Source organism: Halorubrum sp. 2020YC2, assembly GCF_018623055.1.
In the GTDB taxonomy this organism is placed as follows: domain Archaea; phylum Halobacteriota; class Halobacteria; order Halobacteriales; family Haloferacaceae; genus Halorubrum.
Genome location: NZ_CP076019.1, coordinates 838591 through 864206 on the forward strand (window position 1 = coordinate 838591; position 25616 = coordinate 864206).

The 25616-nt window shown below is 69.6% G+C and carries 22 protein-coding genes and 2 pseudogenes; 14 read left to right on the top strand and 10 right to left on the bottom strand.

Going from position 1 to position 25616, the window contains the following annotated elements; all coding sequences use genetic code 11:
* The first annotated feature begins 3 nt into the window (after positions 1 to 3).
* From KI388_RS04150 to tgtA, 7 genes and pseudogenes are all read left to right on the top strand, one after another.
* A complete protein-coding gene (locus tag KI388_RS04150; RefSeq protein WP_215088117.1) occupies positions 4 to 405 on the top strand; it encodes a 30S ribosomal protein S6e in 402 nt (133 codons plus the stop codon).
* 7 nt (positions 406 to 412) lie between these two features.
* Positions 413 to 880 (top strand): hypothetical protein, encoded by a 468-nt coding sequence (locus tag KI388_RS04155; protein WP_215088118.1) that lies wholly within the window; start codon positions 413 to 415, stop codon positions 878 to 880.
* 107 nt (positions 881 to 987) lie between these two features.
* Entirely contained in the window at positions 988 to 2073 is a 1086-nt protein-coding gene (locus tag KI388_RS04160; RefSeq protein ID WP_215088119.1) for an Lrp/AsnC family transcriptional regulator, read from the top strand.
* 31 nt (positions 2074 to 2104) lie between these two features.
* The gene (locus tag KI388_RS04165) at positions 2105 to 2776 is read left to right on the top strand and encodes an NAD(P)-dependent oxidoreductase (protein WP_215088120.1); all 672 of its coding nucleotides are present in this window, start codon (positions 2105 to 2107) and stop codon (positions 2774 to 2776) included.
* On the top strand, positions 2773 to 4104 hold the full coding sequence (hemA, locus tag KI388_RS04170; RefSeq protein WP_215088121.1) for a glutamyl-tRNA reductase: 1332 nt from the start codon (positions 2773 to 2775) through the stop codon (positions 4102 to 4104). The genes KI388_RS04165 and hemA overlap by 4 nt, the downstream gene beginning before the upstream one ends.
* A gap of 454 nt (positions 4105 to 4558) precedes the next feature.
* Positions 4559 to 5334: pseudogene (locus tag KI388_RS04175) on the top strand (Nif3-like dinuclear metal center hexameric protein).
* Between the two features lie 82 nt (positions 5335 to 5416).
* A pseudogene (tgtA, locus tag KI388_RS04180) lies at positions 5417 to 6894 on the top strand (tRNA guanosine(15) transglycosylase TgtA).
* Positions 6895 to 6985: 91 nt separating this feature from the next.
* On the opposite strand, the gene KI388_RS04185 reads toward tgtA, so the two are convergent.
* Positions 6986 to 7318 carry an uS10/mL48 family ribosomal protein gene (locus tag KI388_RS04185; protein ID WP_215088122.1) on the bottom strand — a complete coding sequence of 111 codons (333 nt, stop codon included), beginning with the start codon at positions 7316 to 7318 and terminating at the stop codon, positions 6986 to 6988.
* 173 nt (positions 7319 to 7491) lie between these two features.
* Here KI388_RS04185 and KI388_RS04190 point away from each other — a divergent pair, with 173 nt between their 5' ends.
* The 3 genes from KI388_RS04190 to KI388_RS04200 all read left to right on the top strand — a co-directional run bounded on the left by KI388_RS04190 (position 7492) and on the right by KI388_RS04200 (position 10938).
* Complete coding sequence (locus KI388_RS04190; RefSeq protein WP_215088123.1) at positions 7492 to 7938, top strand: bis(5'-nucleosyl)-tetraphosphatase; 447 nt, start codon at positions 7492 to 7494, stop codon at positions 7936 to 7938.
* Between the two features lie 51 nt (positions 7939 to 7989).
* Positions 7990 to 8997: a DUF5787 family protein gene (locus KI388_RS04195; RefSeq protein ID WP_215088124.1), complete on the top strand. Its 1008-nt coding sequence runs from the start codon at positions 7990 to 7992 to the stop codon at positions 8995 to 8997.
* A gap of 690 nt (positions 8998 to 9687) precedes the next feature.
* Complete coding sequence (locus KI388_RS04200; protein ID WP_215088125.1) at positions 9688 to 10938, top strand: RNA-guided endonuclease TnpB family protein; 1251 nt, start codon at positions 9688 to 9690, stop codon at positions 10936 to 10938.
* A 168-nt stretch (positions 10939 to 11106) separates the two neighbouring features.
* Here KI388_RS04200 and KI388_RS04205 read toward each other — a convergent pair whose 3' ends face one another.
* Positions 11107 to 14199 (bottom strand): FAD-binding and (Fe-S)-binding domain-containing protein, encoded by a 3093-nt coding sequence (locus tag KI388_RS04205; protein ID WP_215088126.1) that lies wholly within the window; start codon positions 14197 to 14199, stop codon positions 11107 to 11109.
* Between the two features lie 158 nt (positions 14200 to 14357).
* On the opposite strand from KI388_RS04205, the gene KI388_RS04210 reads away from it, so the two are divergent.
* The 3 genes from KI388_RS04210 to KI388_RS04220 all read left to right on the top strand — a co-directional run bounded on the left by KI388_RS04210 (position 14358) and on the right by KI388_RS04220 (position 17644).
* On the top strand, positions 14358 to 14915 hold the full coding sequence (locus KI388_RS04210) for an LUD domain-containing protein (protein ID WP_215088127.1): 558 nt from the start codon (positions 14358 to 14360) through the stop codon (positions 14913 to 14915).
* Entirely contained in the window at positions 14912 to 17203 is a 2292-nt protein-coding gene (locus KI388_RS04215) for an LUD domain-containing protein (RefSeq protein ID WP_215088128.1), read from the top strand. The genes KI388_RS04210 and KI388_RS04215 overlap by 4 nt, the downstream gene beginning before the upstream one ends.
* Before the next feature lie 126 nt (positions 17204 to 17329).
* Positions 17330 to 17644 (top strand): PRC-barrel domain-containing protein, encoded by a 315-nt coding sequence (locus KI388_RS04220; RefSeq protein ID WP_215088129.1) that lies wholly within the window; start codon positions 17330 to 17332, stop codon positions 17642 to 17644.
* A gap of 53 nt (positions 17645 to 17697) precedes the next feature.
* On the opposite strand, the gene KI388_RS04225 is transcribed toward KI388_RS04220, so the two are convergent.
* The 6 genes from KI388_RS04225 to KI388_RS04250 all read right to left on the bottom strand — a co-directional run bounded on the left by KI388_RS04225 (position 17698) and on the right by KI388_RS04250 (position 20735).
* On the bottom strand, positions 17698 to 18024 hold the full coding sequence (locus KI388_RS04225; protein ID WP_215088130.1) for a hypothetical protein: 327 nt from the start codon (positions 18022 to 18024) through the stop codon (positions 17698 to 17700).
* 87 nt (positions 18025 to 18111) lie between these two features.
* Positions 18112 to 18528 carry a hypothetical protein gene (locus tag KI388_RS04230; protein WP_215088131.1) on the bottom strand — a complete coding sequence of 139 codons (417 nt, stop codon included), beginning with the start codon at positions 18526 to 18528 and terminating at the stop codon, positions 18112 to 18114.
* A 90-nt stretch (positions 18529 to 18618) separates the two neighbouring features.
* Positions 18619 to 19314, bottom strand: coding sequence for a hypothetical protein (locus KI388_RS04235; RefSeq protein ID WP_215088731.1), 696 nt, complete (start codon positions 19312 to 19314; stop codon positions 18619 to 18621).
* Between the two features lie 96 nt (positions 19315 to 19410).
* Positions 19411 to 19971 carry a thioredoxin family protein gene (locus KI388_RS04240; RefSeq protein ID WP_215088132.1) on the bottom strand — a complete coding sequence of 187 codons (561 nt, stop codon included), beginning with the start codon at positions 19969 to 19971 and terminating at the stop codon, positions 19411 to 19413.
* A gap of 61 nt (positions 19972 to 20032) precedes the next feature.
* On the bottom strand, positions 20033 to 20494 hold the full coding sequence (locus KI388_RS04245) for a hypothetical protein (protein WP_215088133.1): 462 nt from the start codon (positions 20492 to 20494) through the stop codon (positions 20033 to 20035).
* Entirely contained in the window at positions 20487 to 20735 is a 249-nt protein-coding gene (locus tag KI388_RS04250) for a DUF6516 family protein (RefSeq protein WP_251133203.1), read from the bottom strand. The genes KI388_RS04245 and KI388_RS04250 overlap by 8 nt, the downstream gene beginning before the upstream one ends.
* 261 nt (positions 20736 to 20996) lie before the next feature.
* On the opposite strand from KI388_RS04250, the gene KI388_RS04255 reads away from it, so the two are divergent.
* Positions 20997 to 21302: a DUF433 domain-containing protein gene (locus KI388_RS04255; protein WP_215088134.1), complete on the top strand. Its 306-nt coding sequence runs from the start codon at positions 20997 to 20999 to the stop codon at positions 21300 to 21302.
* 43 nt (positions 21303 to 21345) lie between these two features.
* On the opposite strand, the gene KI388_RS04260 is transcribed toward KI388_RS04255, so the two are convergent.
* Both KI388_RS04260 and KI388_RS04265 read right to left on the bottom strand, forming a co-directional pair.
* Positions 21346 to 22290, bottom strand: a complete 945-nt coding sequence (locus KI388_RS04260; RefSeq protein ID WP_215088135.1) for a DUF368 domain-containing protein — start codon at positions 22288 to 22290, stop codon at positions 21346 to 21348.
* A 95-nt stretch (positions 22291 to 22385) separates the two neighbouring features.
* A complete protein-coding gene (locus tag KI388_RS04265; RefSeq protein WP_215088136.1) occupies positions 22386 to 25523 on the bottom strand; it encodes an oligosaccharyl transferase, archaeosortase A system-associated in 3138 nt (1045 codons plus the stop codon).
* Positions 25524 to 25616: the final 93 nt, after the last annotated feature.

Here is a 25616-nt window from a genome sequence, read left to right on the forward strand (position 1 = left end):
CGCATGGCCGAATTCAAAGTCGTCGTCGCCGACCCCGAGACCGGCGAGACGTTCCAGCGAGAGGTCGACGGACAGGACGCCAACCGATTCCTCGGTCGCGAACTCGGCGACGAGATCGGCGGCGACGCCGTCGGGCTCTCAGAGCACACGATCGAACTCACTGGCGGCTCCGACGAGACCGGGCGCCCGATGCGCGAGGACGTCTCCGGCACCCGCCTGAAGGAGCTCCTCCTCGAAGGCGGCGTCGGCTTCGAGCCGTCCCGCGAGGGCGAGCGCAAGCGCATCACCGTCCGCGGCCGCGAGGTCGACGACGATGTCGCGCAGATCAACGCGAGCGTCGTCGACGGCGACGGCGACGTGGCGGCCGCGTTCGGCGAGGGCGACGCGGACGACGCCGACGAGTAAGGGTCCGATGCCTCGCGTCCCCTCCGACGGCGAGGACGTTTCCTCGGTTCGCGTCTCCCTTGCGCGGAGCGGCAGCACTCGCCGCCCCTGCGTCAGGCTCCCAGACGACGACGCGCTCGACGGGCGCGTCGAGTCCGGAAGCTGTGACGAACTCGGCGTGAGCGCGGGCGATATCGTTCGCGTCGCGATCGACCGCGAGGAGCACCACGCGCGGGTCGCGAGCGACTCCAAGGGACGGCTCCTCCGCGGCGCGTTCGACAACCGGCGGCTCGCCCGCGAGGGCGGCGAGGGGGCGAACCGCCTCGTCGAGTGGATCGACGCGAACGGCCGGGAGCCGGGCGAGGGCGTCGTCCTCGACGTGGTCGTGCCCGGCGAACTGTACGGGCTTCGAATTCCGGGCGAGCGGACCGTCTACGACGCGAACCGCGGGCCGCGGTCGTCGCTCGCGGACATCGCCCGCGACGTCGACGAGTAGCGCCGCTCCCCGATCGACCGGCCGACCGATCCCGTTTGAAGCGGCGCGGCGCGAGCCCGCCGGATCAGGTCGGATCGCTTATTCTCGCTCGGTCCCGACATCAGTTTATGCAAGAGGTCGACGCGGATCTGACGGCGCTCGACCGCGCGATCATCAACGCGTTCCAGGGCGGCTTCCCGGTCGCGGAGCGCCCCTTCGACGCGGCGGCGGCCGCGCTCCGCGAGCGCGGCGTCGACGTGACGGGCCCGGAGCTCTGCGAGCGCGTGCGCGAACTCGACGAGGAGGGAATCCTCTCGCGGTTCGGCGCGCTCGTCAACGCGGAGGAGATCGGCGGGGCGGCGTCGCTCGTGGCGATGCACGCGCCCGAGGACCGCTACGAGGAGGTCGCGGAGACGGTCAACGAGTTCACCGCGGTCGCGCACAACTACGAGCGGGAACACCCCCATCTCAACATGTGGTTCGTGGTGAGCGTCGCGGACCACCCGGACCCGGACAAAGACGGGAGCGACCGCGTCGAGGAGGTGCTCGAAGAGATCGAGGCCACGACCGGGCAAGAGACGTACAACCTCCCGAAGCTCCGCGAGTTCCACGTCGGCGCGAAGTTCCTCGTCGACGGGCCGGTCCCCGAGGGAGACGTGGACCTCTCGGACCTCGGTCCCGAGGTGACGCCGAGCGACCGCGGGACGCTCACGCCCGACGAGCGCGACCTCGTGGTCGAAATTCAGGGCGGGCTGCCGGTGACGGAGACGCCGTACGCGGACGTGGCGGCCGCGATCGGCGCCGACGTCGACTGGGTTATCGAGACGGTGAAGCGGTTCGAGCGGGAGGGGAAGGTGCGCCGCGTCGGCGTCATCCCGAACCACTACGCGCTCGGCTACACGGAGAACGGGATGACGGTCTGGGACGTCCCCGAGGACGCGCTCGACGAGGTGGGTCCCGCGGTGGCGGGGCTGGACTTCGTCACCCACTGCTACGAGCGCCCGCGACACGCGGGCGTCTGGGAGTACAACTTCTTCGCGATGACGCACGGCCGCACGGAGGCGGAGAGCGAGCGCCGGATCGCGGAGGTGCGGGAGCTGATGGACGAGCACTGGGACGTCGGCGCCGACGACTGGGACACCCTGTTCTCGACGCGCATCCTGAAGAAGACCGGTATCCGCATCGCGGACCGGGCGGACAGCAACACGGCGTGACCAGCCGAACCGAGTCGCCCGGGGGTGCGCCGTGACGCCGCTGTACCACGACCTCTCGGGCGAGACGGTGGTCGTCTTCGGCGGCGGCGCCGTCGGCTCGCGGAAGGCGCGCGGGCTCGACGAGGCCGTGCGCGTCGTCGTCGTCAGCCCCGAGTTCGACGAACGGTTGCGCCCGGCTGACGACGGTACGAGCGAGTCCGACGGACCGATCGAACTGGTCCGCGCCGCGCCGGACGCCGACGCGGTCTCGGAGTGGATCGAGCGGTTCGACCCGGCGCTCGCGGTCGCCGCGACGGACGACGCGGCGGTCAACGCCGCGGTCGAGTCGGCCGCGCTCGACCGGGGGATCCTGGTCAACCGGACGGACGTCTCGGGCGGCCGCGACCCCGGGAGCGTCGTGGTGCCGGCGACCGTCGAGGACGACCCCGTGACCGTGGCGCTCTCGACGGGGGGGACCAGCCCCGCGCTCGCGAAGGCGCTCCGGGAGCGGATCGAAGGCGAGATCGAGGGGGCCGGCGAGATGGCGGCGCTCTCGGGGGAGATCCGCGAGGAGCTGAAATCGGCGGGTATCGCCCCAGAGAAGCGCCGAGAGGCGGTCCGGCGCGTCGTCAGATCGCGGGGGGTTTGGAAGGGTTTACAAAAGGGGAGATCCAACGGACGGCAAGAGGCCGACACCGTGATCGAGGAGGTACTCAATCGATGAGAGAGACGGGTGCGATCGCCGGCGCGAGCGTCGCTCACGGCGACGCGACCGTCGACGAGATCGAGGCCGCCGGCGGCGACGGCGTCCGCGCGACCGTCTCCGACCTGCTCGCTCGCGAAGGGGTCGAAGAGGCGTTCGCGGTGCAGACGTGTAACCGCTCGGAGGCGTACGTCGTCACCGACCGCACGGTCGACGGCGCGACGGCGCTGTCGACGTTCGCGCCGGAGGTGCGCGGCGGCGCGGTCCGTCGCCTCGACCACGAGGAGAGCTTGGAGCACCTCATGAGAGTCGCCTCCGGGCTGGAGTCGCTCGTGCTCGGGGAAGACCAGATCATCGGCCAGTTGCGCGAGGCCTACGAGGAGTCGAAGTCCGCCGGCGGGATCGGTCCCGTCCTCAAGGACGCCGTGACGAAGGCGCTCCACGTCGGAGAACGCGCGCGGACGGAGACCGAGATCAACGAGGGCGTCGTCTCGCTCGGCTCCGCGGCGGTCCGGCTGGCGGCGAGCGAGATAGACCTCACCGACGGGTCGGCCGTCGTTGTCGGCGCCGGCGAGATGGGCACGCTCGCGGCGCGCACGCTCGACGACACCGCGGTCTCCGAGATAACCGTCGCGAACCGCACCGTCCCGAACGCGGAGTTCGTCGCGGAGGAGGTCGACACCCCCGCGGAGGCGGTGTCGCTCGCTGACCTCCCGGCGATCATCCCCGACGCCGACCTCGTCGTCACCGCGACGGGCAGCCCGGACCTGATCGTCCACCCGTCGTACGTCGACGGGGCCGGTCGGCTCGTCTGTATCGACATCGCGCAGCCGCGCGACGTCGACCCCGCGGCCGGCGCCCGCGAGGGCGTCACCGTCTACGACATCGACGACCTCGAAGACGTCACCCGCCGGACCCGCGAGAGCCGCGCGCAGGAGGCCCGCGACGTTGAGGCGATCATCGACGACGAGCTGGACCGCATCCTCGAGGCGTACAAGCGCAAGCGCGCGGACGACGCCATCTCGTCGATGTACGCGGGCGCCGATCAGGTGAAGGCGCGCGAGCTCGACCGCGCGATGTCGAAGCTGGAGGCGCAGGGCGGCCTGACCGACGAGCAGCGCGAGACGGTCGAGGACCTGGCGGACGCGCTGGTCGGCCAGCTGCTCGCGGCCCCGACGCGCTCGCTCCGGGACGCCGCCGGCGAGGACGACTGGGAGACGATCCGGACCGCGCTCCGCCTGTTCGACCCCGATTTCACGTCGCAGGTGGAGGAGACGGACATGACTGACGCCGCGGCCGGCGGTCCCGACGCGGCCCCGGACTCCGTGGCTGAAGAACTCGACGATTAAAAGTGTCGTTTATAAGTGGTTGACGACGAGTCGGTGAGGAACTCTCTTGAGTCCCCGGCCGCTCGTTTATAAACGGTTGCTTACTGATCGGTGAAGAACTCCTCCAAAGCCCCAGCCGGGAGGCCGGCGCAGGCGACGCAAGGACCGCAGGAACGAGCGAAGCGAGTGACGAGGAGCGCAGCGAGCGTGCGCCGGCCTCCCGGCTGCCCCTTCGAGTCCCGTCCCGACCACAGCCTCACACCTCCCAGCCTCGTCAGTCGCCGTCGCTTCGCTCCGGCGACTGACTCCCTCGCGCGTGCGGTTCGCGCCGCGGTGCGGCGCTCACCGGCACGCGCCACCGCCGCGTTCATTTATAAATCGTTGGCTGCGAGGGCCGTGGATTGGCGGCGACTACGGTCGGATCCGATCTCGACGGACCGCCGCGCTTTATTCCCCGGCCGGTCCACGGTCCGGTATGAAGCTCTCCGAGTACGTCGACCGACTCGACGACGAACTCGACACGGCCGCGTACGCCGACGTCGACGCGAGCGCGAACGGATTACAGGTGGGGCCGGACGACGCCGACGTGGAGCGCGTCGCGTTCGCGGTCGACGCCGCACAGGCGACCATCGAAGCCGCCGCGGACGCGGGCGCCGACGTCCTCGTCGTCCACCACGGGATCTCGTGGGGCGGCATCGAGCGCGTCACGGGGCGCGCGCACGACCGGATCGCGGCCCTGATCGAGAACGACCTCGCCTTATACGTCTCCCACCTCCCGCTCGACGGGCATCGGGAGCGAGGCAACGCCGCCGGCGTCGCGGACGCGGTCGGCCTCTCGGACCGGAAGCCGTTCGGGGAGATGGGGCCGGTGACGATCGGGACGATGGGGGAGACGGCGTCGCCGCAGTCGGCACGGGAGATCCGCGAGACGCTCGACGGGTTCGAGGGGCAGCCCGCGGACGAGACCGCGCCCACGCGGGTGCTCGACTTCGGTCCCGACGAGATCGAGCGGATCGCGGTCGTCACCGGGTCCGGCGTCGACTGGCTCGACGAGGCGGTCGCGGCCGACGCGGACGCGCTGATCACGGGCGAGGGGAAAGGGAAGGTCTACCACGAGGCCCGAGGGCCGGACTCACCGTGTTCCTCGCCGGCCACTACGCCACCGAGACGTTCGGCGTCCGCGCGCTGGAGTCGCTGACCGACGACTGGGGCGTCGAGACCACATACGTGTCGCACCCGACCGGGCTGTAGCCGGCCCCTCGCGCCCGGGGCGACCGAGACCCGCGTCGCCGCCGAACGCAACCCTTACCGCTCGCGTCCGCGCAGTCGGGGTATGCGCGATCACTTCGAGATCCGGGACCACGACGCAGCCGGGCGGATCGGCCGGCTGGAGGTCCCCCGCGCCGACGTCACGGTCGAGACGCCGGCGCTCCTGCCCGTGGTCAACCCCAACGTGCTCACGATCGAGCCGGAGCGGCTCGAATCGGAGTTCGGCGCGGAGATGCTGATCACGAACTCCTACATCATCCGCAGCACCGACCGGATCCGCGACCGCGCGGTCGAGGAGGGGCTCCACGACTTTTTGGGTTCGACGGCGCGATCATGACCGACTCCGGCTCCTTCCAGCTGGCCGAGTACGGCGACATCGACGTGACGACCGAAGAGATCATCGAGTTCCAGCGGCAGATCGGCAGCGACGTGGCGACCCCCGTTGACGTGCCCACGCCGCCCGACGCCGACCGCGAGCGCGCCGAGCGCGAACTGGCGGCGACGAAGCGGGCGCTCGCGGACGCCGAGGCCGCCGACACCGGCGAGATGCTCGTCAACGCGCCGGTACAGGGGTCGACGTACGCCGACCTGCGCGAGGAGGCGGGGCGGCACGCGGCGGGGACCGGCCTCGACGTGTTCCCGGTCGGCGCGATGGTCCCGCTGCTCAACTCCTACCGCTACGCCGAGACGGTCGAGGCGGTGCGCGCGGCGAAGCGCGGCCTCGGCCCCGGCGCGCCGGTCCACCTGTTTGGCGCCGGCCACCCGATGATGCTGGCGCTCGCGGTTGCGGCCGGCTGCGATCTCTTCGACTCGGCCGCCTACGCGCTGATGGCGCGCGACGGGCGGTATCTCACCGTCTCGGGCACGGAACACCTCGAAGCCCTCGACTACTTCCCCTGCTCGTGTCCGGTGTGTGCGGACCACTCGCCCGCCGACCTCCGCGGCCTCGACGACGGCGAGGCGGAGCGGCTGCTGGCCGAGCACAACCTCCACGTCACCTTCGAGGAACTGCGCCGCGTGAAGGAGGCAATCCGCTCCGGGAACCTGCTCGAACTCGTCGACCGCCGCGCCCGCGGCCACCCGGCGATGCTCGACGGCTACCGCGCGCTCTTAGACCACGCCGACGAGTTAGAGCGCACCGACCCCGGCTCGAAGGACGCGTTCTTCTACGCTTCTCACGAGGCGGCCCGCCGCCCGGAGGTGGAGCGCCACCAGAGTCGCCTCGCCCGGCTGGCGGCGCCCGAGAAGCTCCTGCTCACCGAGTCGAAGGCCCCCTCGGACCACGAGTACGACGCGGTGTGGCGCGTGAAACCCCCGTTCGGCCCGTACCCGCCCGCGCTCTCGGAGACGTACCCGCTCACCGCGGAGGTTCCCGAGCGGACCGACGACGCGGCGCAGGTCGCGGCCGCGGAGGGGGTCGTCGCGCTGGCGACGGCCAACCCCGAAACGACGCTGACGCTCGGCCACGACGCGTGGTGCGATCGGGCGCTCGACCGAATTCCCGACCGCGTCGAGACGGAAAATCTGCGAACGCTCGGGTGACGAGCGGGGGGCTCACAGGGCCCAGCGTCCGTAGGAGCGAAAACCGCAGCCGTGACCGCGCTGAACGCCGGTTCGGGGCGGCGACGGTCGCTCAGTCCCGTCGGTGACCGAGCGGCTTCTTCTGGTCGACCTCGACTTCGACGTGGATCGAGTCGGGGAAGTCGCGGCCGACGACGTCGCGCGCGATGTCGTCGGCGCCGTGGATCTCCATCGAACGCCGGTACACGTCGTAGCGCCACGGCGAGAACTCGTCGCCGGGCGAGAGGTTCTTGTACAGCGGGACGGTGGCGCGCTCGGAGGGGGTCGCGTGCGGCCCCTTACACTCGGCGCCCTTGCGTTCGAGCGTCTCCTTGAGTTCCTGGACGGTCTCGACGAGCACGTCGCGGTCGCCGGACGCGAAGTCGAGTTTCGTGACGAAGGTCATGGCTGGGGGTCGTCCGCCAATGACCGCCCGAGCGGTAAAAACGCATCTACCCGCGGTCGACGGCGTCGATCGGCCCGCGAATCTCGTCCGCAGACCGGTCGACGCCGTCGAGTCGCCCGGGTCTGTTCGGGAGTCCGACACGCTCTTTAGGGGTGATCGCTTACCTGCGGCCAATGACGGTCGAAGCGACCAGCGCCGGAGCCATCCTCTTCCGCGATACCCGCGGCGAACGGGAGTACCTGCTCCTGAAGAGCCGACCGGGGGACTGGGAGTTCCCCAAGGGCGGGGTCGAGGGGGACGAGGAGCTCCAGCAGACGGCGATACGGGAAGTCGGCGAGGAGGCCGGAATCGAGGATTTCCGGCTGATCGACGGGTTCCGCGAGGAGTACGACTACGTGTTCGAGGCGAACGGCAAGACCATCCACAAGACGGTCCACCTGTTCATCGCCCGCTCGTTCGAGGCGAGCGCCGAACTCTCGAAGGAACACCGCGACCTCCAGTGGCGCGACTACGACCAGGCCCTCAACACGATCACGCAGGACGGCCCCCGCGACATCTTAGAGGAGGCCCACGAGTACCTCAACGAGCGGAAAGACGAGGAGAGCGGGAAGTACGTCTAGCTCGGCTCCCGAGCGGGCCCCTTTTGTCTGCCCCGCTCGACGGAGCGAGTAGTGACGCCCGACGCCGAGTTCGGCTACGAGCTTCTCGTCTGCCGGTACGCCGAGCTGGTCTGGCACCCGAGCGAGGGCCCCCGACCGGCGATCGTCTCCCGGCAACTGGGCACGAAGGAGCGCCGCTGGGACACGGTCGTGATCGAGGTCGACCCCGAGGCGTTCGGACGCCGGCGCGCGTTCGGTGACCGGACCATCGGCTCCGACCTCCTCCACGTCGTCCGGGGCGCGCCCGCCGAGTGGGCGTGGTACCGCGACGCGCTGCCCGACCCCGGCTACCCGTGGCGCTACGTCCGGCAGGCGGTCCACCGCGCCGCGGGCCGAGACCTGATCGAGAAGCGCCGCGACGGCAACCGGATCGAGATCCGCCGGGTGCGACCCTATCCGGACTGGGTCGAGCGGATCGTCGCGGTCGAGAACAAGCCGGACCTGGACCGCTCCGCGGCCGACCGGCTCGCTTCCCAACTCGAACACGACATCGGGACCGCGCTCGCCGACGAGGCGTGGCTGGCGACCGAGACGACCGGCGAGCGCGTCGAGCCGGCCCTGCTCCGCGAGATGCCCGTCGAGGCCGGCATCCTCGCGACCGACTTCGAGGGCGGGGTCGACGCCAACGCGGCCGACGTGGCGTGGCACCCGAGCGATCTGTCGCCGGGCGCCGCGGGCGATGCGGACGCGCGTCGCGACCCCGAGACCGAGACGCTCCGGCTCGAAATCGCCGAGCGCGCCTACGGGAAGGGGTGGCGCTCGTACCACGACACGATGCGGCCCGACTGCCGGCACTTCGAACTCCGGCGCGAGGGCCGCGGGCTCGTCCCGTACTGCGCGGCGAAGGGGAAGGTCCCGACCGCGCGGGAGTGTTCCGGCTCCTGCGCGGAGTTCTCGCCGGAGCCGCCGCAGTGGCGCACGAAGGGGTGGCCGATCGAGGGCGGTCCCGGGAAGGGGTTCAAACGGGTGTTGGCGCGGCGGCGGGAGCGCGAGCAAGACCGGGTTGAGGGTGGCGACTAACTTGATCGACAGCGGGAGTATGTGTCGTACGTCGCTCAGCGTGATGGCGTGGTTGCTTATAAACCGGGTCGCGGTGTTGCTGGCGGGTATGTATAACTGATCGACGCTGTAGCGGTGAACGGCTTCAAAGCCCCAGTTGCGACGGCTCGCGCACCTTGTTGCGCGCCTCGCTCGGTCGCAGTCGCTCCCTCGCTGCGGTGCTTACTGCGGCGAGCTTCGCCCTCGCGACAGCGTGGCGCTACGCGCCACGGGCAGCGAGGGACTCCGTCCCTCTGGCAACCGGGCTTCGCCCGGTGACAGCCGGCGGCCTCGCCGCCGGTGACTGCCCCTTTGATTCCCGCCCCGCACCGCTCCGCACAGCACCTCACGCCTCCCCAACCTCGTCGCTGGCGGCGGTCGCCGCCAGCGACTCCCTCGCACCGGCGGTTCGCGGCCCTTCGGGCCGCTCACCGGGGCGCGCCACCGCCTGCCATTTATAAGCACTCGTCGCCGTCGCTCACGGTTATTTAACTACCACATCGCGGCCGCCGATCTGCGACACCCACTCCCGCTATCTTTCGTCGAGGAGAGAATCCCGGCGTTTACGCCGGGAGTGAATCCGACAACTCCTACCCAATCCACCGCCGATGGCAGACCGGATATTCCACGCTCATCCACACCATTAAGTAGGATTCTCTACATAGACTATGTATGGCGATTCAGGCCACTCGTACCTACGTTGGTTCCATTCGGAACCACCGACAGGTTTGCGATGGCCTTGATTCGCTCGGTGATTCTGCCTCGAAGATTTGGAACGTCGCACGATGGACAGCCGACCGTATCTGGGACGCAACCGGCGAGATCCCGAACGGTAGTGTGCTGAAATCGTATATGAAGACCCAGTCCTGCTGGAAAGATTTGAACGCACAATCCAGTCAGAAAGTCATCGAAGAACTTTCTGACGCTTTCCAGTCGTGGTTCGATCTGCGACACAAAGATGAGAAGGCGAACCCGCCCGGCTACCGCAAGCGCGGAGATACTCGACCACGTTCCACGGTCACATTCAAAGAAGACGGGTTCAAACACGACCCTGAGAACAACCGCGTCCGACTCTCAAAAGGCTCGAATCTGAAAGAACACTTCTCAGACTTCCTGCTTTGCGAGTACCAGACTCGCCCGGACGTTGATCTCTCGGAAGTCAACCGCGTACAGAACGTTCGTACCGTCTGGAACGGTGACGAATGGGAAGTTCACTTCGTCTGTAAGGTCGAGCTCGAAACAGCGGATTCGGCTGGCGACGGCGTGGCAGGGATCGACCTCGGCATCACAAACATCGCCACGGTCGCGTTCCCGGACGAATACGTCCTGTACCCCGGCAACTTGCTCAAAGAAGACAAACACTACTTCACCAGAGCTGAGTACGACACCGAGGGAGAGAACGGCCTGTCAGAGCAGTCGAAGTGGGCACGTCGGAAGCTCTCCGAACGTGAGACACACTTCTACCACACGCTAACGGACGCCATCGTCACGGAGTGTGTGGAACGCGGTGTTGGCACGCTCGCGGTGAGTTGGCCTGAAGACGTCCGAGAGTCAGACTGGGGTAAAACGGGGAATAAGAAGCTCCACTCGTGGGCGTTCGACCGCATCTACCAGTACCTCGAATACAAAGGCGAGATGCGGGGTGTGGAGGTGCTGAAAGAGAACGAATGGAACACCTCGAAAACGTGTTCCCGATGCGGAGACGACACGAAATCGAACCGTGTCGAACGTGGCTTGTACGTCTGCTCGTCGTGTGAGTTGGTAGCCAACGCAGACTGTAACGGGGCAGAGAATATGCGTCAGAAGATAACTCCGAGTCCTCACGGCGAGGATAGGAGTAACGGCTGTGTGGCACAGCCATCGACACACTTGTTCGACCGCGAGAGCGGGACGTTTCACACGAGAGAACAGGTCGTGTCGTAGACCAGCAAATATCCCACCTGCGGGACGGGAAGCCCCGTCGTTTACAACGGGGAGGATGTCACCAACTGTTTACCGGACCTGTGTTGACCGAAGGCTTGTGCCTCTCTGTTTTTGAGAACTGCTCCTCGTCCGGTTCACGTGAGAGAGTCCCGCGCTCGAATTGACCGCCTACGCCAGCGCCGCCGCCAGCTTCTCGATCGGGTGCGCCGGCTCCGGCACCTCGCCCGGGCCCTCCTCCAACTGCGTCCGGCAGGAGGTGCCGGGCGCGACGAGGGCGTCGCCGGCGCTGGCGTCCACCTGCTCGAACAGGGTCTCGCCGATCGCCTTGCTCATCGAGTAGTGCTCGGCCTCGTAGCCGAACGAGCCGGCCATCCCGCAACAGGAGGAGTCGAGCGGGTCGACGCCGTACCCGGCGCGCCGCAGCACGCCGACGGCGTGGTGGTCCTTCTTCGTCGCCTTCTGGTGACAGTGGCCGTGGTAGGTGAGCGACTCGGTCGGCGCGTCGAGCGAGAGGTCCTCGTCGAGGCGGCGGACGTCGACGTACTCCATGACGCCGTAGGCGCTCTCGGAGACGGCCGCCACGTCGGCGTCGGGCACGTCGCTCGCGCCGCCGTCGAGCAGGTCGTGGTAGTCGGACTGGAGCATGACGGCGTCGGAGGGTTCGACGACGACCACGTCCCACCCGTCGCGCACGTCGGGCGCGAGCGTCTCGACGGCGTCTCTCGCCGTGGCGCGGGAGACGTCGAGCATCCCCTTCGAGTGGGGCGGGCGCCCGCTGCCGTCGACGTCCGGAATCTCGACGTGGCAGTTCGCCGCCTCCAGCACGCGCACCGCGGCCTTGCCCGCGCCGGGGTTCGTGTAGGTGGTGTACACGTCGGGGAATAAGAGCACGTCGCGGGCGGCCTCCTCGCGCGGGACGCCCGCGCCGCCGCGCGCCTCGAACCAGTCGACGAGCGTCTCCGAGCGGAAGGTGGGGAGGTCCCGCTCCCTCGCGATCCCGAGCGCCTTCTCCGCGAGGAGGCCGCTCCCCGGAATCTTGTTCGGGAGGTTCGACAGCGGCGCGAACTTCGAGGCGAGCGGCGCCAGCGACTCGAAGTGACCGAGCAGCCGCGTGCGCAGGTCGACCCCGTGTTCCTCGTGGTGGGCGTGCTCCACTTCGGCCTTCAGCTTCGCCATGTCGACGCCGCTCGGGCAGTCCACCTTACAGCCCTTACAGCCGACACAGAGGTCCATCACCTCGGTGACGAACTCGTCGTCGGTCGGGTCGTCGGGGAGCTCGCCGGAGATGGCCCCGCGGAGGGCGTTCGCCCGGCCGCGGGTCGACTGGATCTCCTCGTCGGAGGCGCGGTAGGTCGGACACATCACGCCGCCGGTCGTCTCCTGCGGGCCGCGACACCCGCCGCAGCCGTGGCAGAGTTCGACCATCCCCTGCATCCCGTTGTCGACCGCCCACTCCATCGCGGGGTCGAAGCCGGCGTCGTACTCGTAGTCGGCGTCGAACCGCAGGTTCTCGCTCATGTCGGAGTCGCCGCAGACGTTCCCGGGGTTGAGCAGCCAGTCGGGGTCGAACGCGGTCTTGAGGTCGCGGAACGCCTCCCAGAGGTCGTCGCCGTACAGCTTCCGGTTCCACTGGGTGCGCGCGCGGCCGTCGCCGTGTTCCCCGGACACCGACCCGCCGAGCCGGACCACCGCGTCGGTGACGCGGTCCGCGATGTCGACCATCGCGTCGACGTCGTCGACCTGCTTCGTGTTGATCAGCGGGCGGATGTGTAACACGCCCGGCCCGGCGTGCGCGTAGAAGGTGGCGAACGTGTCGTTGTCCTCGAGGATCTGCTGGAACTCGCGGGTGTACTCGGGGAGGTGTTCCGGCGGGATGGCGCAGTCCTCGATGAAGGAGATGTGCTTCTCGTCGGTGGTGCGCGAGAGCAGGATCGGGAGGCCCGCCTTGCGCATCTTCCAGAACCGGTCGCGCTTCGCGGGGTCGTGCGCCTCCATCGCGTGAGCCGCCCGCCGGGGATGGCTCGTCGTCTCCGCGGCGCCGTCGCTCGGGTCGGCCGCGGTGTCGACGGCCGCGCCGTCCCCGTCGGCGGCCCCGCCGTTGGCGGCGGCGCCCACCCGGTCCGCGATCAGGTCCGCGACCTTCCGTTTCCCTTCGGCGTCGCTCTCGGCGTAGAACTCGACGAGCAGCACGGAGTCGGTGCCGTCGGGTAACATGCCGACCACGTCCTCGAACTCCGGCGTGTCGGCCGCCAGCCCGAGCAGGACGTCGTCCATCACCTCGACGGCGGCGGGGTCGTGTTCCAGACACGCCGCCACGTCCTCCATCGCGTCGAGGAGGTCGTCGTAGGTGAGCAGCGCGACCGCCTTCGTCTCGGGGATCTCGACGAGCGAGACGGTCGCTTCCGTGACGGTCGCGAGGGTCCCCTCGCTGCCGGCCATCAGGCGGCCGAGGTTGACGACGCCCTCCTCGCCGTACTCGCCGCGGTGCTCCGCGAGCAGGCGGTCGAGGTTGTAGCCCGAGACGTTCCGCTTCAGCTCCGGGAAGCGATCGTCGATCTCGTCTGCCTCCTCGTCGAGGACCCGGACGACCTCGGCGTAGATTCGGGGCAGCAGGTCGTCGGCTTCGGGGTCCGCCGACTCCCGCAGGTCCGCGACCGCGACCTCGCCGAACGTCGTCACGGTCCCGTCCGCGAGGACGACCTCCAGCTCCTCGACGTAGTGGTCGGTCTTGCCGTACTTCAGCGAGTGCGAGCCGGTGGAGTTGTTCCCGATCGCGCCGCCGACGGCGGACTTGTCGCGCCACGCCGGGTCGGGGGCGAACTTCAGGCCGGCGTCCTCGACCGCGGCGTTGAGGTCGCCGACGTACGCGCCGGCCTGAACGCGGGCGGTCCGGGCGTCGGGATCGGTCGAACGGACCCCGTCCATCTCGCCGGTCAGGTCGAGGACGACCGCCTCGTTGACGGTCTGTCCCGCGAGCGAGGTGCCGCCGCCGCGGGGGAGGACCGGAATCTCCTCCTCGAAGCAGTACTCGTGGACGGCCGCGACGTCCGCGGTCGACTCCGGGATCACGACCCCGATCGGGGTGACCTCGTACGCCGAGGCGTCGGTCGCGTACAGCCGCCTCGAGTAGTCGTCGAACCGCACGTCGCCGTCGACGCGGCGGTCGAGCGCGTCGACGAGGTCCGGCCGTTCCACCGCGCCGCCAGTGTAGTCGAAGTCCCCGCCGTCCGTCGGCTCCGGGTCCGGGGTGTTAGTCGCCATGAGAACTACTCACGGTCGAGCGATGAAAAAGCTCCTGCCGTCCGCGCCTCGCGGGAACTCGGTGGTTCGAGACGCGCCGCCGACGGCCCCCTCGGGCGACGGTTCTGCGCCCCGAGAACGGCCGCAACACCCATATGCCGTCCGGCGAACAATCGTTCATGACACTCGCAGACACGTCGGCGTTCACCGGTCGGCTCGACGACCTCGGCGTCGCGGTCTCCGCGGGGCCGCCGGCGGAGTGCGCGGCCATGATCGACGCGGCCGCCGGCGAGCCGGCGGTCGGGGTTCCCCTCGCGCGCTCGGGACCGGACGGGTTCGTCGACTCGCCCGCGGCGCTGCCGGACCGAGTGGAGACGGACCCGACGACCGCCGCCCTCCGGGCGGCCCACACCGGCGTCACGGCGGCGTCGCTCGGCGTGGCCGAGTACGGCAGCGTCGCGCTGGAGGCCGACCCGGCCGGGACGGAGCCGGTGAGCCTCTTCGTCGACCGCCACGTCGTCGTCCTCCGCGAGCGCGACCTCGTCCCGGACATGCCCGACGCCTTCGAGTGGCTCGGCCCGCGGGCGCGCGACGAGTCGGTCGACGTGGTGTTCGCGACCGGGCCGAGCGCCACCGCGGACATGGGCGGCCTCGTCCACGGCGCGCACGGGCCGAAGGAGGTCCACGTGGTGCTGTTGCGGGACGATTTCGACGACGAGGCGGAGGTAGACCGATGAGCAGCGACGCCGACCCCGGCGGTCCCGCCGACCGCGCCGGCGCCGCGGAGGCGGACGCCCTCGACCGCGAGACGAAGGCCGAGCGCATCCGCGGGCTGCTGGCGACCGAGGGCGACGCGGTCGCGGCCAACACCCGCGGGTTCAACGAGGGGCGCTACGAGTCGACCGGTCGCCTCGACGGCTACGAGGCGCTGAAAGACGAGGCGCGCTCCATCAAGGAGGACGCGATCGAGCGGCTCCCGGAGCTCATTGACGAGGTGAGAGAGACGGTCGAGGCGAACGGCGGGACCGTCTACCTCGCGGACGACGCGGCCGACGCGAACCGGTACATCCGCGAGGTCGCGGCCGAGCGCGGCGCGGAGCGCGCGGTGAAATCGAAGTCGATGACCTCCGAGGAGATCGAGGTGAACGACGCGCTCGCGGGCGACGGCGTGGAGGTCGTCGAGACCGACCTCGGGGAGTGGGTGCTCCAGCTGGCCGACGAGGAGCCGTCGCACATCGTCGCCCCGGCGATCCACAAGTCCCGTGAGGGGATTTCGGAGCTGTTCGCGGAGCGGTTCGACCTCGACGACCCGCCCGAGACCGCCGAGGAGCTCACGATGTTCGCCCGCGAGCGGCTGGGCGACCTCGTGGAGGACGCCGACCTCGGGATGACCGGTGCGAACTTCGTCGCGGCCGACTCCGGAACGATGCTTCTGGTCACCAGCGAGGGCAACGCCCGGAAGACGGTGACCGCGACCGACACCCACGTCGCGGTCGCGGGCGTCGAGAAGCTCGTCCCGACCGTCGAGGACTTTTCCCCCTTCGTCGAGCTGATCGGGCGGTCGGGGACGGGGCAGGACGTGACCTCCTACATCTCGACGCTCACGCCGCCCGTGAACTCGCCCGTGCCCGACTTCGCGGACGACGGGGCGCCGCTGGCCGACGGCTCGGAGTCCGACCGCGAGTTCCACCTCGTCTTAATCGACAACGGGCGCATGGCGATGCGCGACGACGAGGAGCTGAAGGAGACGCTGTACTGTATCCGGTGTTCGGCCTGCTCGAACGCCTGCGGGAACTTCCAGAGCGTCGGCGGCCACGCGTTCGGCGGCGAGACGTACTCCGGCGGCATCGCCACGGGCTGGGAGGCGGGAATCGAGGGGCTCGACACCGCCGCCGAGTTCAACGACCTCTGTACCGGCTGCTCGCGGTGCGTCCCGGCGTGTCCGGTCGGCATCGATATCCCGTGGATCAACACCGCGGTCCGCGACCGGATCAACCGCGGCGAGGCCGACCCGAGCCAGCTCGACTGGGCGTTCGAGGAGCTGGTCCCCGACGAGGAGCCGGGCGGCCTCGATCTGGCCACCCGACTGGTCGGCAACTACGCGACGCTCGCGGAGTGGGGGCACAGGACCGCACCGGTCGCGAACCGGCTCGCGAACGCCGGCCCGCTGCGCGCGCTCGCGGAGCGGGTCGCCGGGATCGACCGCCGCCGCGACCTCCCCGAGTTCGCGCGCGAGTCGCTCGTCGAGTGGTTCGAGGCCCGCGGCGGCCCGGCGGTCCCGGCCGACGAGACGACCCGCGAGGCGGTCGTCTACCCCGACACCGCGACGAACTACGTCGACGTCGAGCGCGGGAAGGCGACCGTCCGGGCGCTGGAGGCGCTCGGCGTCCGCGTCGCGGTTCCGGACCTCCCCGGGAGCGGTCGCCCGCCGCTCTCGCAGGGGATGATCGCGACCGCCGAGTCGGCCGCCGAGGACGTGTACGCCGGGCTGGCGAGCCACGTCGACGCCGGGCGCGACGTGGTGGTGATCGAGCCGAGCGACCTCGCGACGTTCCGCCGCGAGTACGAGCGGTTCCTCCCGCGCGAGTCGTACGAGCGGCTCGCGGACGCGAGCTACGACGTGATGGAGTACGTCTTCGGCCTGCTGGAGAACGGCGGCGACCCGGCGGCGCTGCGCGCGCCGAGCGAGGGCACCGGCCCGGTGGCCGCCGGGAAGCGGATCGCGTACCACCCGCACTGTCAGGCCCGCACGGTCGAAGTGAGCGAGTACGCGACCGCGACCTTCGAGCGGCTCGGCTACGACGTGCGCGTCTCCGACACGGAGTGTTGCGGGATGGCCGGCTCGTTCGGCTACAAGAGCGACTACTACGAGCTGAGCATGGACGTCGGGGAGCCGCTCCGCGAGCAGTTCGGGGACACCGACCGCACCGTCGTCGCGCCGGGCACGTCCTGTACCGAACAGCTCGACGCGCTGCTGGACTCGTCCCCGCGACACCCGATCGAAGTCGTGGCGCCGCGGGAGTGAGGCGGCGGAGCTGGAGCGATCGACCCGCGGGAGCGAGATGGCGGCCGACCCGCGGGAGCGGAGGTTGTCCGACGCGCGTCGTTCGACAACGAACGCTTATTACGCGCGCTCGTGACCGTATCGAGTATGAACGCAGCCCCCGAAGAGATCACGTCGCTCGTCGGCCGCGAGGTGTACTCCAGCAACGGCGTCTTCGTCGGCGAAGTCGAGGACATCCAGCTGGATCTGGACGCCCGCACAGTCACCGGCCTCGCGCTGGCCGAACTCAACCACGAGCTGTTCGCCGGACAGGTCGGCGGCTCCACCGGCGTCATCGTCCCGTACCGCTGGGTTCGCGCCGTCGGAGACGTCGTCTTAGTCAACGACGTCATCGAGCGCTACGACGCCGGGGAGTCGGAAGAAGAGTCGGGCGAAATAGAGGCCCGCACGGAGAGTCGCTGAGGGGGCGGACCGGACTCGCTGCCGCGCGTTCTCGCCGTCACCGACGGTCCCGATCAGAACGGTAACGCGTCGCGGAGGCTGGCGATCACGCCCCGCTCCTCGCGGCGCGCCTCGTCGAACACCGGGTAGAGCGCGTCCAGCAGCGCGGTCTCGTTTTCGAACTCCCGCTTGGAGACGCGGTCGAGCGCGTCCGAGAGCGCGAGAGAGCGCCCCTGTGCGTCGTACGGGACCTCCTCGTCTCCGAGCGCGTCGCGTAGCTCCGCGGCCGTCGCGGGAAACGACACCTCCGCCTCGTCGAGCCGCGCGTCGAGCGCCGCGATGCCGAACTCGATCGCCTCCGGCTCCTTCGTATCGCCGCCGCCCGGTGGCCGTGCTGCCATCGCCGCGGTGTATTCCCTCCGGCGGCTTGAAACCCCTGTTCTCCGCGCCTCGGGACGCTCCGGGGACTCGCTCGCGGCCGGATCGGCTCACTCCGGGACGGACTCGGTCGGCGGGGCCGCGTCGACGACGGCGAGTTCGAGACCGTCTCCGGACCGATCGAAGGCGGCGACGGAGTCGTCGTCGTACGGCGGGACGGCGACGATCACCACGGCCGCGAGGTCGTCGGTCCGCGACACGCCGAGGAACCCGTCCGGGTGCGAGAGGAACCGCGCGCCCCCCTCGCCGGCCGGCGTCCCCAGGTCGACGCCGAACACGGAGTTGACCGAGCCACCCACGGACGGGAGCGTGAAGTGGGTCACCACCGGCGTCTCCGGGTCGAGTCCGAGGTCGGCCTCGAACTCGCCGGCGGCCGTCGCGGAGAGGCGGACGTTCACCTCGTCGGGGTCCTCGCTGGCGGCGCGCTCACGGAGCACGGTCAACAGGTCGCGGGTGACGTGTATCACTATTCGACCGTCGATAGGGCCCGGGGGGTCAAAAGGTCACGCACGGTTCGACCGCCGGGTTCGGCGGCCGTCTCCGGCCCCTGCCCGCGCTCAGAACGGTAGCGCCGACGTGAGCGTCTTCGCGTACAGTCCGGGGGCCTTCCGGCGCGAGTCGGAGAGGGCGTCCTCAAGCGCGACGGCCGCGCGCTCGTGGACGCCCACGCCGTGGCCGACCAGGACGCGCTCGGGGTCGAGTCCAGAGAGCGCCGCCGTCGGCGGCGTGAGCCGGAGCATCGGGTGGACGCCGAGGCGCTCGCGGTCGCCGCGGAAGTAGGAGGCGTTACCGAGCGATTCGGGGACGATCAGCGTCTCCCCGTCGAAGAGCCCGACCTCCTGCCACGGCGGGAGCGAGGAGTCCCGGATCCGGACCGCCTCGAAGCCGGTGTCCGCGAGCCGCGAGCCGAACCGCTCGACCTCGACGTCGGGTCCCAACTCCTCCGCGACTCCCGTCATCCACTCGGGGACGTACACCGGGGCGTCGTGGCGGGCGGCGAGTTCCCCGCTGTCGCGCACGTGGCGGTCCAGCCCGACCACGACGCCCGCGACCGTTCCGAGTTCGTCCAGCAGGTCGTCGACGCCGGGCGCGTCGACCGGGTCGACCACCCACACCTCGTCTTCGCCCGTCTCGTCGTTCCCGACCGCGAACGCGTGGCTCGCGCGCTCCATCGTCTCGTCGGGATACGCGATCCAGCCGACGCCACCGTCGTAGCGGTCGATCTCGTGGAGGTCCGGCTCGTCGCCTTTCATGCTCATACCATCCGTTCGGTCCGGACCCTTGTTAAGCCGTCTCTGTGGGAACGCCGATTCGGTGTCGGCGCCCCGGGCGGGCGACCGAGCGGCGAATCAGGCGTCCGGCCACTTGATTGAGCAGCCCCGAGAGGGTCGGTCAGGAATCTCGACCTCGTCGCCCGCGAGCACAGCGTCGGCTGCGTCGCGAATATAGAACTCTGTCGGCTCGTCGTCGGGGTTGAGCGCGTCGTCGAGGCGCCCGTGGTAGCGCAGGCGCCACTCGCCGTCTTCGCGGCCGAAGAGGAACGGGTCGGGGGTACAGACCGCGTCGTAAGCGGCCGCGACCTCGCCGGCCTCGTCGCGGAGGTACGCGTCGTACGCGACGGTGCCGTCCGCGACCGCCTCGCGCATCGCCTCGAAGGAGTCCGCGGGGTACTCGTCCGCGTCGTTGGGGTTGATCCCGACGACCGCGAGGTCGTCGTACTCGGCAGCGAGGTCGTTCAGGAGGCCGATCTTCGCTTTCGCGTACGGGCAGTGGTTACACGTGAAGACGACGAGCAGCGCGTCCGTCGTGAAGTCGTCGAGCGCGTGCGTCTCCCCGTCCGCGCCGGGCAGTTCGAAGTCGGGCGCGGCGTCGCCGCGGTCGAGCGCCGAGTCGGATTCCATCTGGACCATACGCGACCGTACGCCCGGGAGCCGAAAAGGCGTTGCGAGCCATATGGGCCGACCCGGTCGGTCAGGCCGTTGCGGGTTCTTCGCCGGTGTCGCTCCCGGTGAGTTCGACGTCGAGGCGGATGCGCTCGTATGGGAGGTACGGCTGCTTCGCACGGCCGTCATCCTCGACGAGGAACACGATACCGTACTTCGCTAAGAGGGTGACGTCGTCGTGAACAGTCTTATAGTCGCGGTCGAGCGACTCTGCGAGCGCGCTGATGCTCTCTGCGGCGCCGTCGGTATCCATCAGCGCCTGAAGGAGACCGATCCGCCGGTCGGTGAGAATCTTCCGCAGCTCGCCGACCGTCGCGAACGATACTACCGCAGGCCGGGGCTCTCCGTCGGCGACCGCGTCGACCGCGTCCCGCGTGTCCTCGAACGCCTCGTCGAACGACTCGACCGTGACGCGGAGCACGTCGGGATGCGGCCGCTCGCGAGGGTCGCTGTACTTGTCAGGCCAGCCGTCGTGGTCGGGGTCACTCATGGGTGGTCTTCATGTCCGCCATCGTCGCGATTTCGTTCAGAAACCGAGTCACGTGTGCTGCGAGTCCGTGGAACCCGATCTGTGTGTCTTCACCGAATCGAACGTGTCGGTGATGCCAGCCGAGATCGTCGTCATCGTGCGCGTCGTCGTACCGGAGCAGCTCGCCCGTCTCCGGGTGGTAGTACTGGGACCCGTAGAACCACCCGTCGGGACACTCTTCGTCACGGACCGCGAATATCACCACACGGGACAGCGCGGTTCAACTCGATCGGCTGCGGAGCCGGCATTCCCCTGTACTATGAGTCATGGCCACATAGAACATAACTCCACGGGAAAATCTACAGGCGGAGCGGGCCGAGTGCCCCGGGGCTTGACCCCGAGGCAGTTCACTCGAACAATAGGAACTCAACAGCACCGAACCGCCCGATTTCAGTCGCGACATACGCTCGGCGACCGATCGCGCCAGCAAAGAATAAAGGCCACTACGCCGGTAGCTGTCGGTATGTCGAGGCAGATGAACGCCGTCGTCTCGGGTTCTGAGTCCGGAATACACGACGAGCCGCACATTCGAGACCGGCGAATCACCGTGCGCCACATCCACGCGCTGGTGGAGGATCGCGGCCTTGACGCGCAGACGGTCGCGGACCGCTTCGACCTCACCGTCTCGAAGGTCTACCACGCGCTCGCGTACTACCACGACCACCCGGAGGAGATGCGAGGGGTCGAAGAACGCCGCCGGGAGCTGCGCGAAGCCGCAGGAGACGACCCGCATATCGTCACCGGTCCCGCAGATCTGCCGGGCCGGTAGCGCATCGTCACTTTCCTCGCGTGGTTGCGATTGAGTCTGCCTGTTAGTACTCGATAGCGGCGGAGTAGCGATTCAACGCCAGCACGACGCCGGCGCCGACGAGCGCCGCGAGCGCGAACCGTGGCGCGGCCGCCCGCCACGACTCGCCGGTCTCGACCAGCGTGCCCGTCGTCTCGACGAGGGGCGCGCGGAGCGCGCCGACGACGAGGCTCACGAGGAACGCCATCGTCGCGGCGCGGGCGCGGGAGAGCGCGTACCGGACGGCGTGCGCGATGGTGACCAGTCCGACGACGCCGCCGGCGCAGAACGCGGCGACGACCGGCGCGGTCTCGACGACCCCGCCCGCGCCCCGGCCCAGCGCGAGCGCGACGACGCCGTCGACGAACCGCCCCACTGTCCCCGCCATGTAGTCGTACTGGCCGAGGACGATGAGCAGCAGCGAACCGGAGATGCCGGGGAGGATCATCGCGCTGACCGCCACCGCGCCCGCGACGGCGACGACGGGCAGCGAGCTCGCGACCGCGGCGGAGGCGTAGCCGGACGCGAGGAACGCGGCCGCGAACCCGCCGAACGCGGCCGCCTTCCGGCGCGGCGTCGAGAGGTCGACGTCCGCGAGGAGCACGGCCGCGCTCGCGGCGATCAGTCCGAAGAAGAAGCCGTAGGTCGCGACCGGGCGGGTCGCGAGCAGGTAGTCGACGCCGCTCAACACCGCGACGACCGCGGTGGCGATCCCCGCGCCCAGCGCGAGCAGGAAGCCGGCGTCGAGCTCGCGGACCGCGGTCAGCGCGTCCGCGCGGTCCGCCGAGCGAACTCCCGCGAGTATCCGCCGGAGCCGCGAGGGGGTCGCGGCCGTGATCGCGGCCACGAGCCGCTCGTAGACACCGACGATGAGCGCGATGGTGCCGCCGGAGACGCCCGGCACGGCGTCGGCGCTCCCCATCGCCACGCCCTTCAGGTACAGTGTCGCCCACTCGCGGAGTTCGGCCATCTGCTCGCACGAAGCGCAGCCGCGGTAAAGAAGGGTGGGATCGCGCGACTGCGTCGACCGCGGGTCGGCGCCCGCGTCAGTTCGGTGCGCCCGCGTCAGTTCGGTGCGGTCGCGGTCGTCGCCGTCGCCTCGGACGGTTCGACTCCGATTAGCGACCCCGCCGTGTCGGTCGTGTTCGTGCTATTACCGCCCTCGCTCCCGCCGTCGTCGACGGGACACGCGGGGTCGCCGCTCGGACAGTCGACGACCCGCTCTTCGAGTTCGACGGTCGCCGCCGAGCCGTCGGTGCCGACGACCTGACCCTCTGTCACCTCGACCTGACCGAACCGCTCGGTCGTGTACAGGTCGTCGCCGGTCGTCCGCTCGGTGGTGACGTTGTACGGCCCGGTCGCGCGGACGCTCGTGTTCGTGTACCCGTTCTCCGGCCCAAACTCGTCGTAGCCCGCCGTCGAGTACGGGAGCGTGAGCTCGAAGCTCCCGTCGTCGTCCGCGGTCGCGTACTGCGTGTACTCGAACGTCTGTCCGTTCGGCTTCTCCATCTCGACGGTCGCCTCGACCTCCTGACCGGGTTCGGCGCCCGACCCCTCGACGGTCGCGCCCGGCACCCGCTCGAACGTCTTGACGAAGTCGTCGCTGAACGCCCCGAACAGCGACTCGCCGAACGTCGCCTGGAGGTCGACGTCGAACCGCTGGGCGAGGATCTGCGCCTGCTGGGCGTACGGCGACCGACCGGCCGACTGCGTGGCGTGGACCAGTCGGTAGTGTTCGAGCGCGTCGACGCGCTCCGAGGGAACCCCCATGACGCCGCCGACCTGCGCCGAGCCGTCCTCCTCGACGTACGACCGCGCGGCCGAGAGGTTTTCGAACCGACGGACCTGCTCGCCCTCGCTCGGCAGGACCTTGATGTCGACCTGGTCGCCAGATTGGGTCTGTGCCGTCTGCGGCTCCCAGTCGAGCACGACGGGGTCCGGCTCGACCGCGCTGCCGTAGTGCTGGTAGAGCCGGATCATCTGGCTCTCGTGGTAGCGCTGCGTGCGCGTCTGGAGGGCGGGTCGGAGGCCGCCCTGCTGCCCGTTCTGCCCCTCGACGCGCTCGTACAGCAGCTCGTTGAAGTCGCGAGCCGTCTCGTTGCCGCTGTAGAAGGTGACCGGGGCGTTGAACTTGGAGTTCGGCGACGCCATCTGCCAGTCGACCATCACGTAGCGGGTGTCGTTGCCCTCGGTGCTCTGGCTCGCGAGCACCTCCGCGGCCTCCTCCTCGCTCGGCGCGAGCAGGTAGTCCGCGGCCGTGCCGGCGTTCTGCTGGAACGGGTTGGCGTTCGGGATGCGCTCGGCGCGCGTGGTGATCCAGTGGCCGTAGTCCCACCACGACTGGACGCCGTACGCGCCCTCCGGGTACTCGAAGTCGCCGTTGGCGGGGCGCTCGTAGGTGCCGTATAACTCCATGGGGTTGTCCGCGCCCTCGAGTTCGCCCGGCTGGGGCGTCTCGTCGTTCATCCACTGGAGGCTCTCGTCCCACTGGACGACGCTGCCGGGGTTGCTGTCGTTGCCCGCCTGCCAGACGGGCGTGGCGACGCCGACGAGGGGAACGAGGAGCACGGCGAGCACCGCGACCACCGTGATCACCTGCCAGCCCTCGATATCGCGGACGGCGTCGAGCGAGGCAAGATCCAAGGCGTCGAGCGCGACCTGAAGGAAGTACGCCGTCCCGACCGCGACGATGACCGCGAGGTAGTAGTTGAAGCGTGTCTGGGTGAACGCGGCGCTCCCGATGAACGCCGCCCAGACGACGAAGTACAGCTCCTGGGTGTCGTACTCGACGAGGAACGTCGCGCCGACGAGGAACGCAGCGGCGATGAGCAGGCCGATCACCTGCCAGTCGACGCCGACCACGCCGCCGACCGCGCCGTACGCCTGCGGGACCGCGTAGACGGAGCCGACGACCGCGAGCGCGGCCGGGATGTACAGCGTGTGGTTGGTGTCGTCGGAGCGGTAGAGCGGGCGCGCAAGGATGTAAAGAATCGCGGCGAGTGCGAGGAAGAAGGCGAACCCGTACTGTCCGAGGACGAAGTCGGTGAACGCGGCCTCTTGGAGCGGGGGCTGGGCCTCGCCGATGGTGCGGGTGCTAGCGCTTGCCGAGAAGCCGACGGTGTTGAGGAGATTCCCGACGAGCGTCGACCACAGCGACGGAATCGTGAGCCAGACGACGCCCGCGGACGCGAGGATGAGTCCACCAACCGCGGGCGGATAGGTCGTCGCGTCGAGGTCGCGCGACTCCCACTCGCGGGCGAGCCACGCGAGGAAGACGGCGCCGACGGCGACGCCGAGCGGGAGGACCACCTGCGTGAGCGAGTAGCTGGTGACCCCGAAATCAAACTTGTTGAGCGGGATCACCTGCATGAGACCGGCGACGCCCATCGACACCGCGCCAGCGAAGGCGATCGGCTCGGGACTCGTCCCGTGGCGCACGTCGCTCGTGATCTTTATCGCGAGGAAGATGCCGGTGAACCCGACCATGAGCACGCCGGGCTGCCACGTCCACATGTAGAGGCCGAGCGCGACGCCCGCGGCGGCCGCGTACGCGGTCGGGCGCTTGAGCGCGTTCCAGTCCCGATCGACGACGAGTTCCCACACCGGCTTCTCGCGCTCCGCGACGCCGAACGCGACGAGGAACGCGAGGACGGCGGTGCTCTGGAAGAGGACCTCGGCCGCGCTGTGGTCGGGGAAGCCGACGAGCGAGTACCGGAGGAAGGTGCCCGAGAACAGCGCCAGCGTCGCCGCGCCCGCGAGCGCGGGGACGCGATCGGTGAACTGACGCGCGATGAAGTACGTCGGAATCGCGACGAGCGCACCGGCAATCGGGGCCATGATGAGCATGACTTCCTCGGTGCTCCCCATGACCGGGCGGGCGATCCAGACGCCGACGGCCATGATGTGGTCCCACAGCGTCCCGAACTGGCCGGCCGACCGGCCGAACGGGAAGCCGGTCCAGACGTCGAAGGGGAGGGTGTTCGGCCAGTTTTCGAGGAGGTAACTCGTCTCGCGGAAGTGATACCACGCGTCGTTGCCGCGGAAGTACACCTCGCCGTTGCGGACGAAGTTCCCGTACGATCGGAGGCGAGTCCACAACATGAACACGACGGCCCCGAGGAGGATCGGGACGTGGTACCACCGTTGGAGGACGTCGAGGGGAGATCCCTCGTCTCCCCCGACGGCGTCGGTTTGCTCGCTCATTACACGGTGTCACTCGCAAAACGTCCATAAGGCTTGTTATACCCGGCCGGCGGTCGGTTCAGAATCCTTATTGATCCGGACGGGAAACGCGGA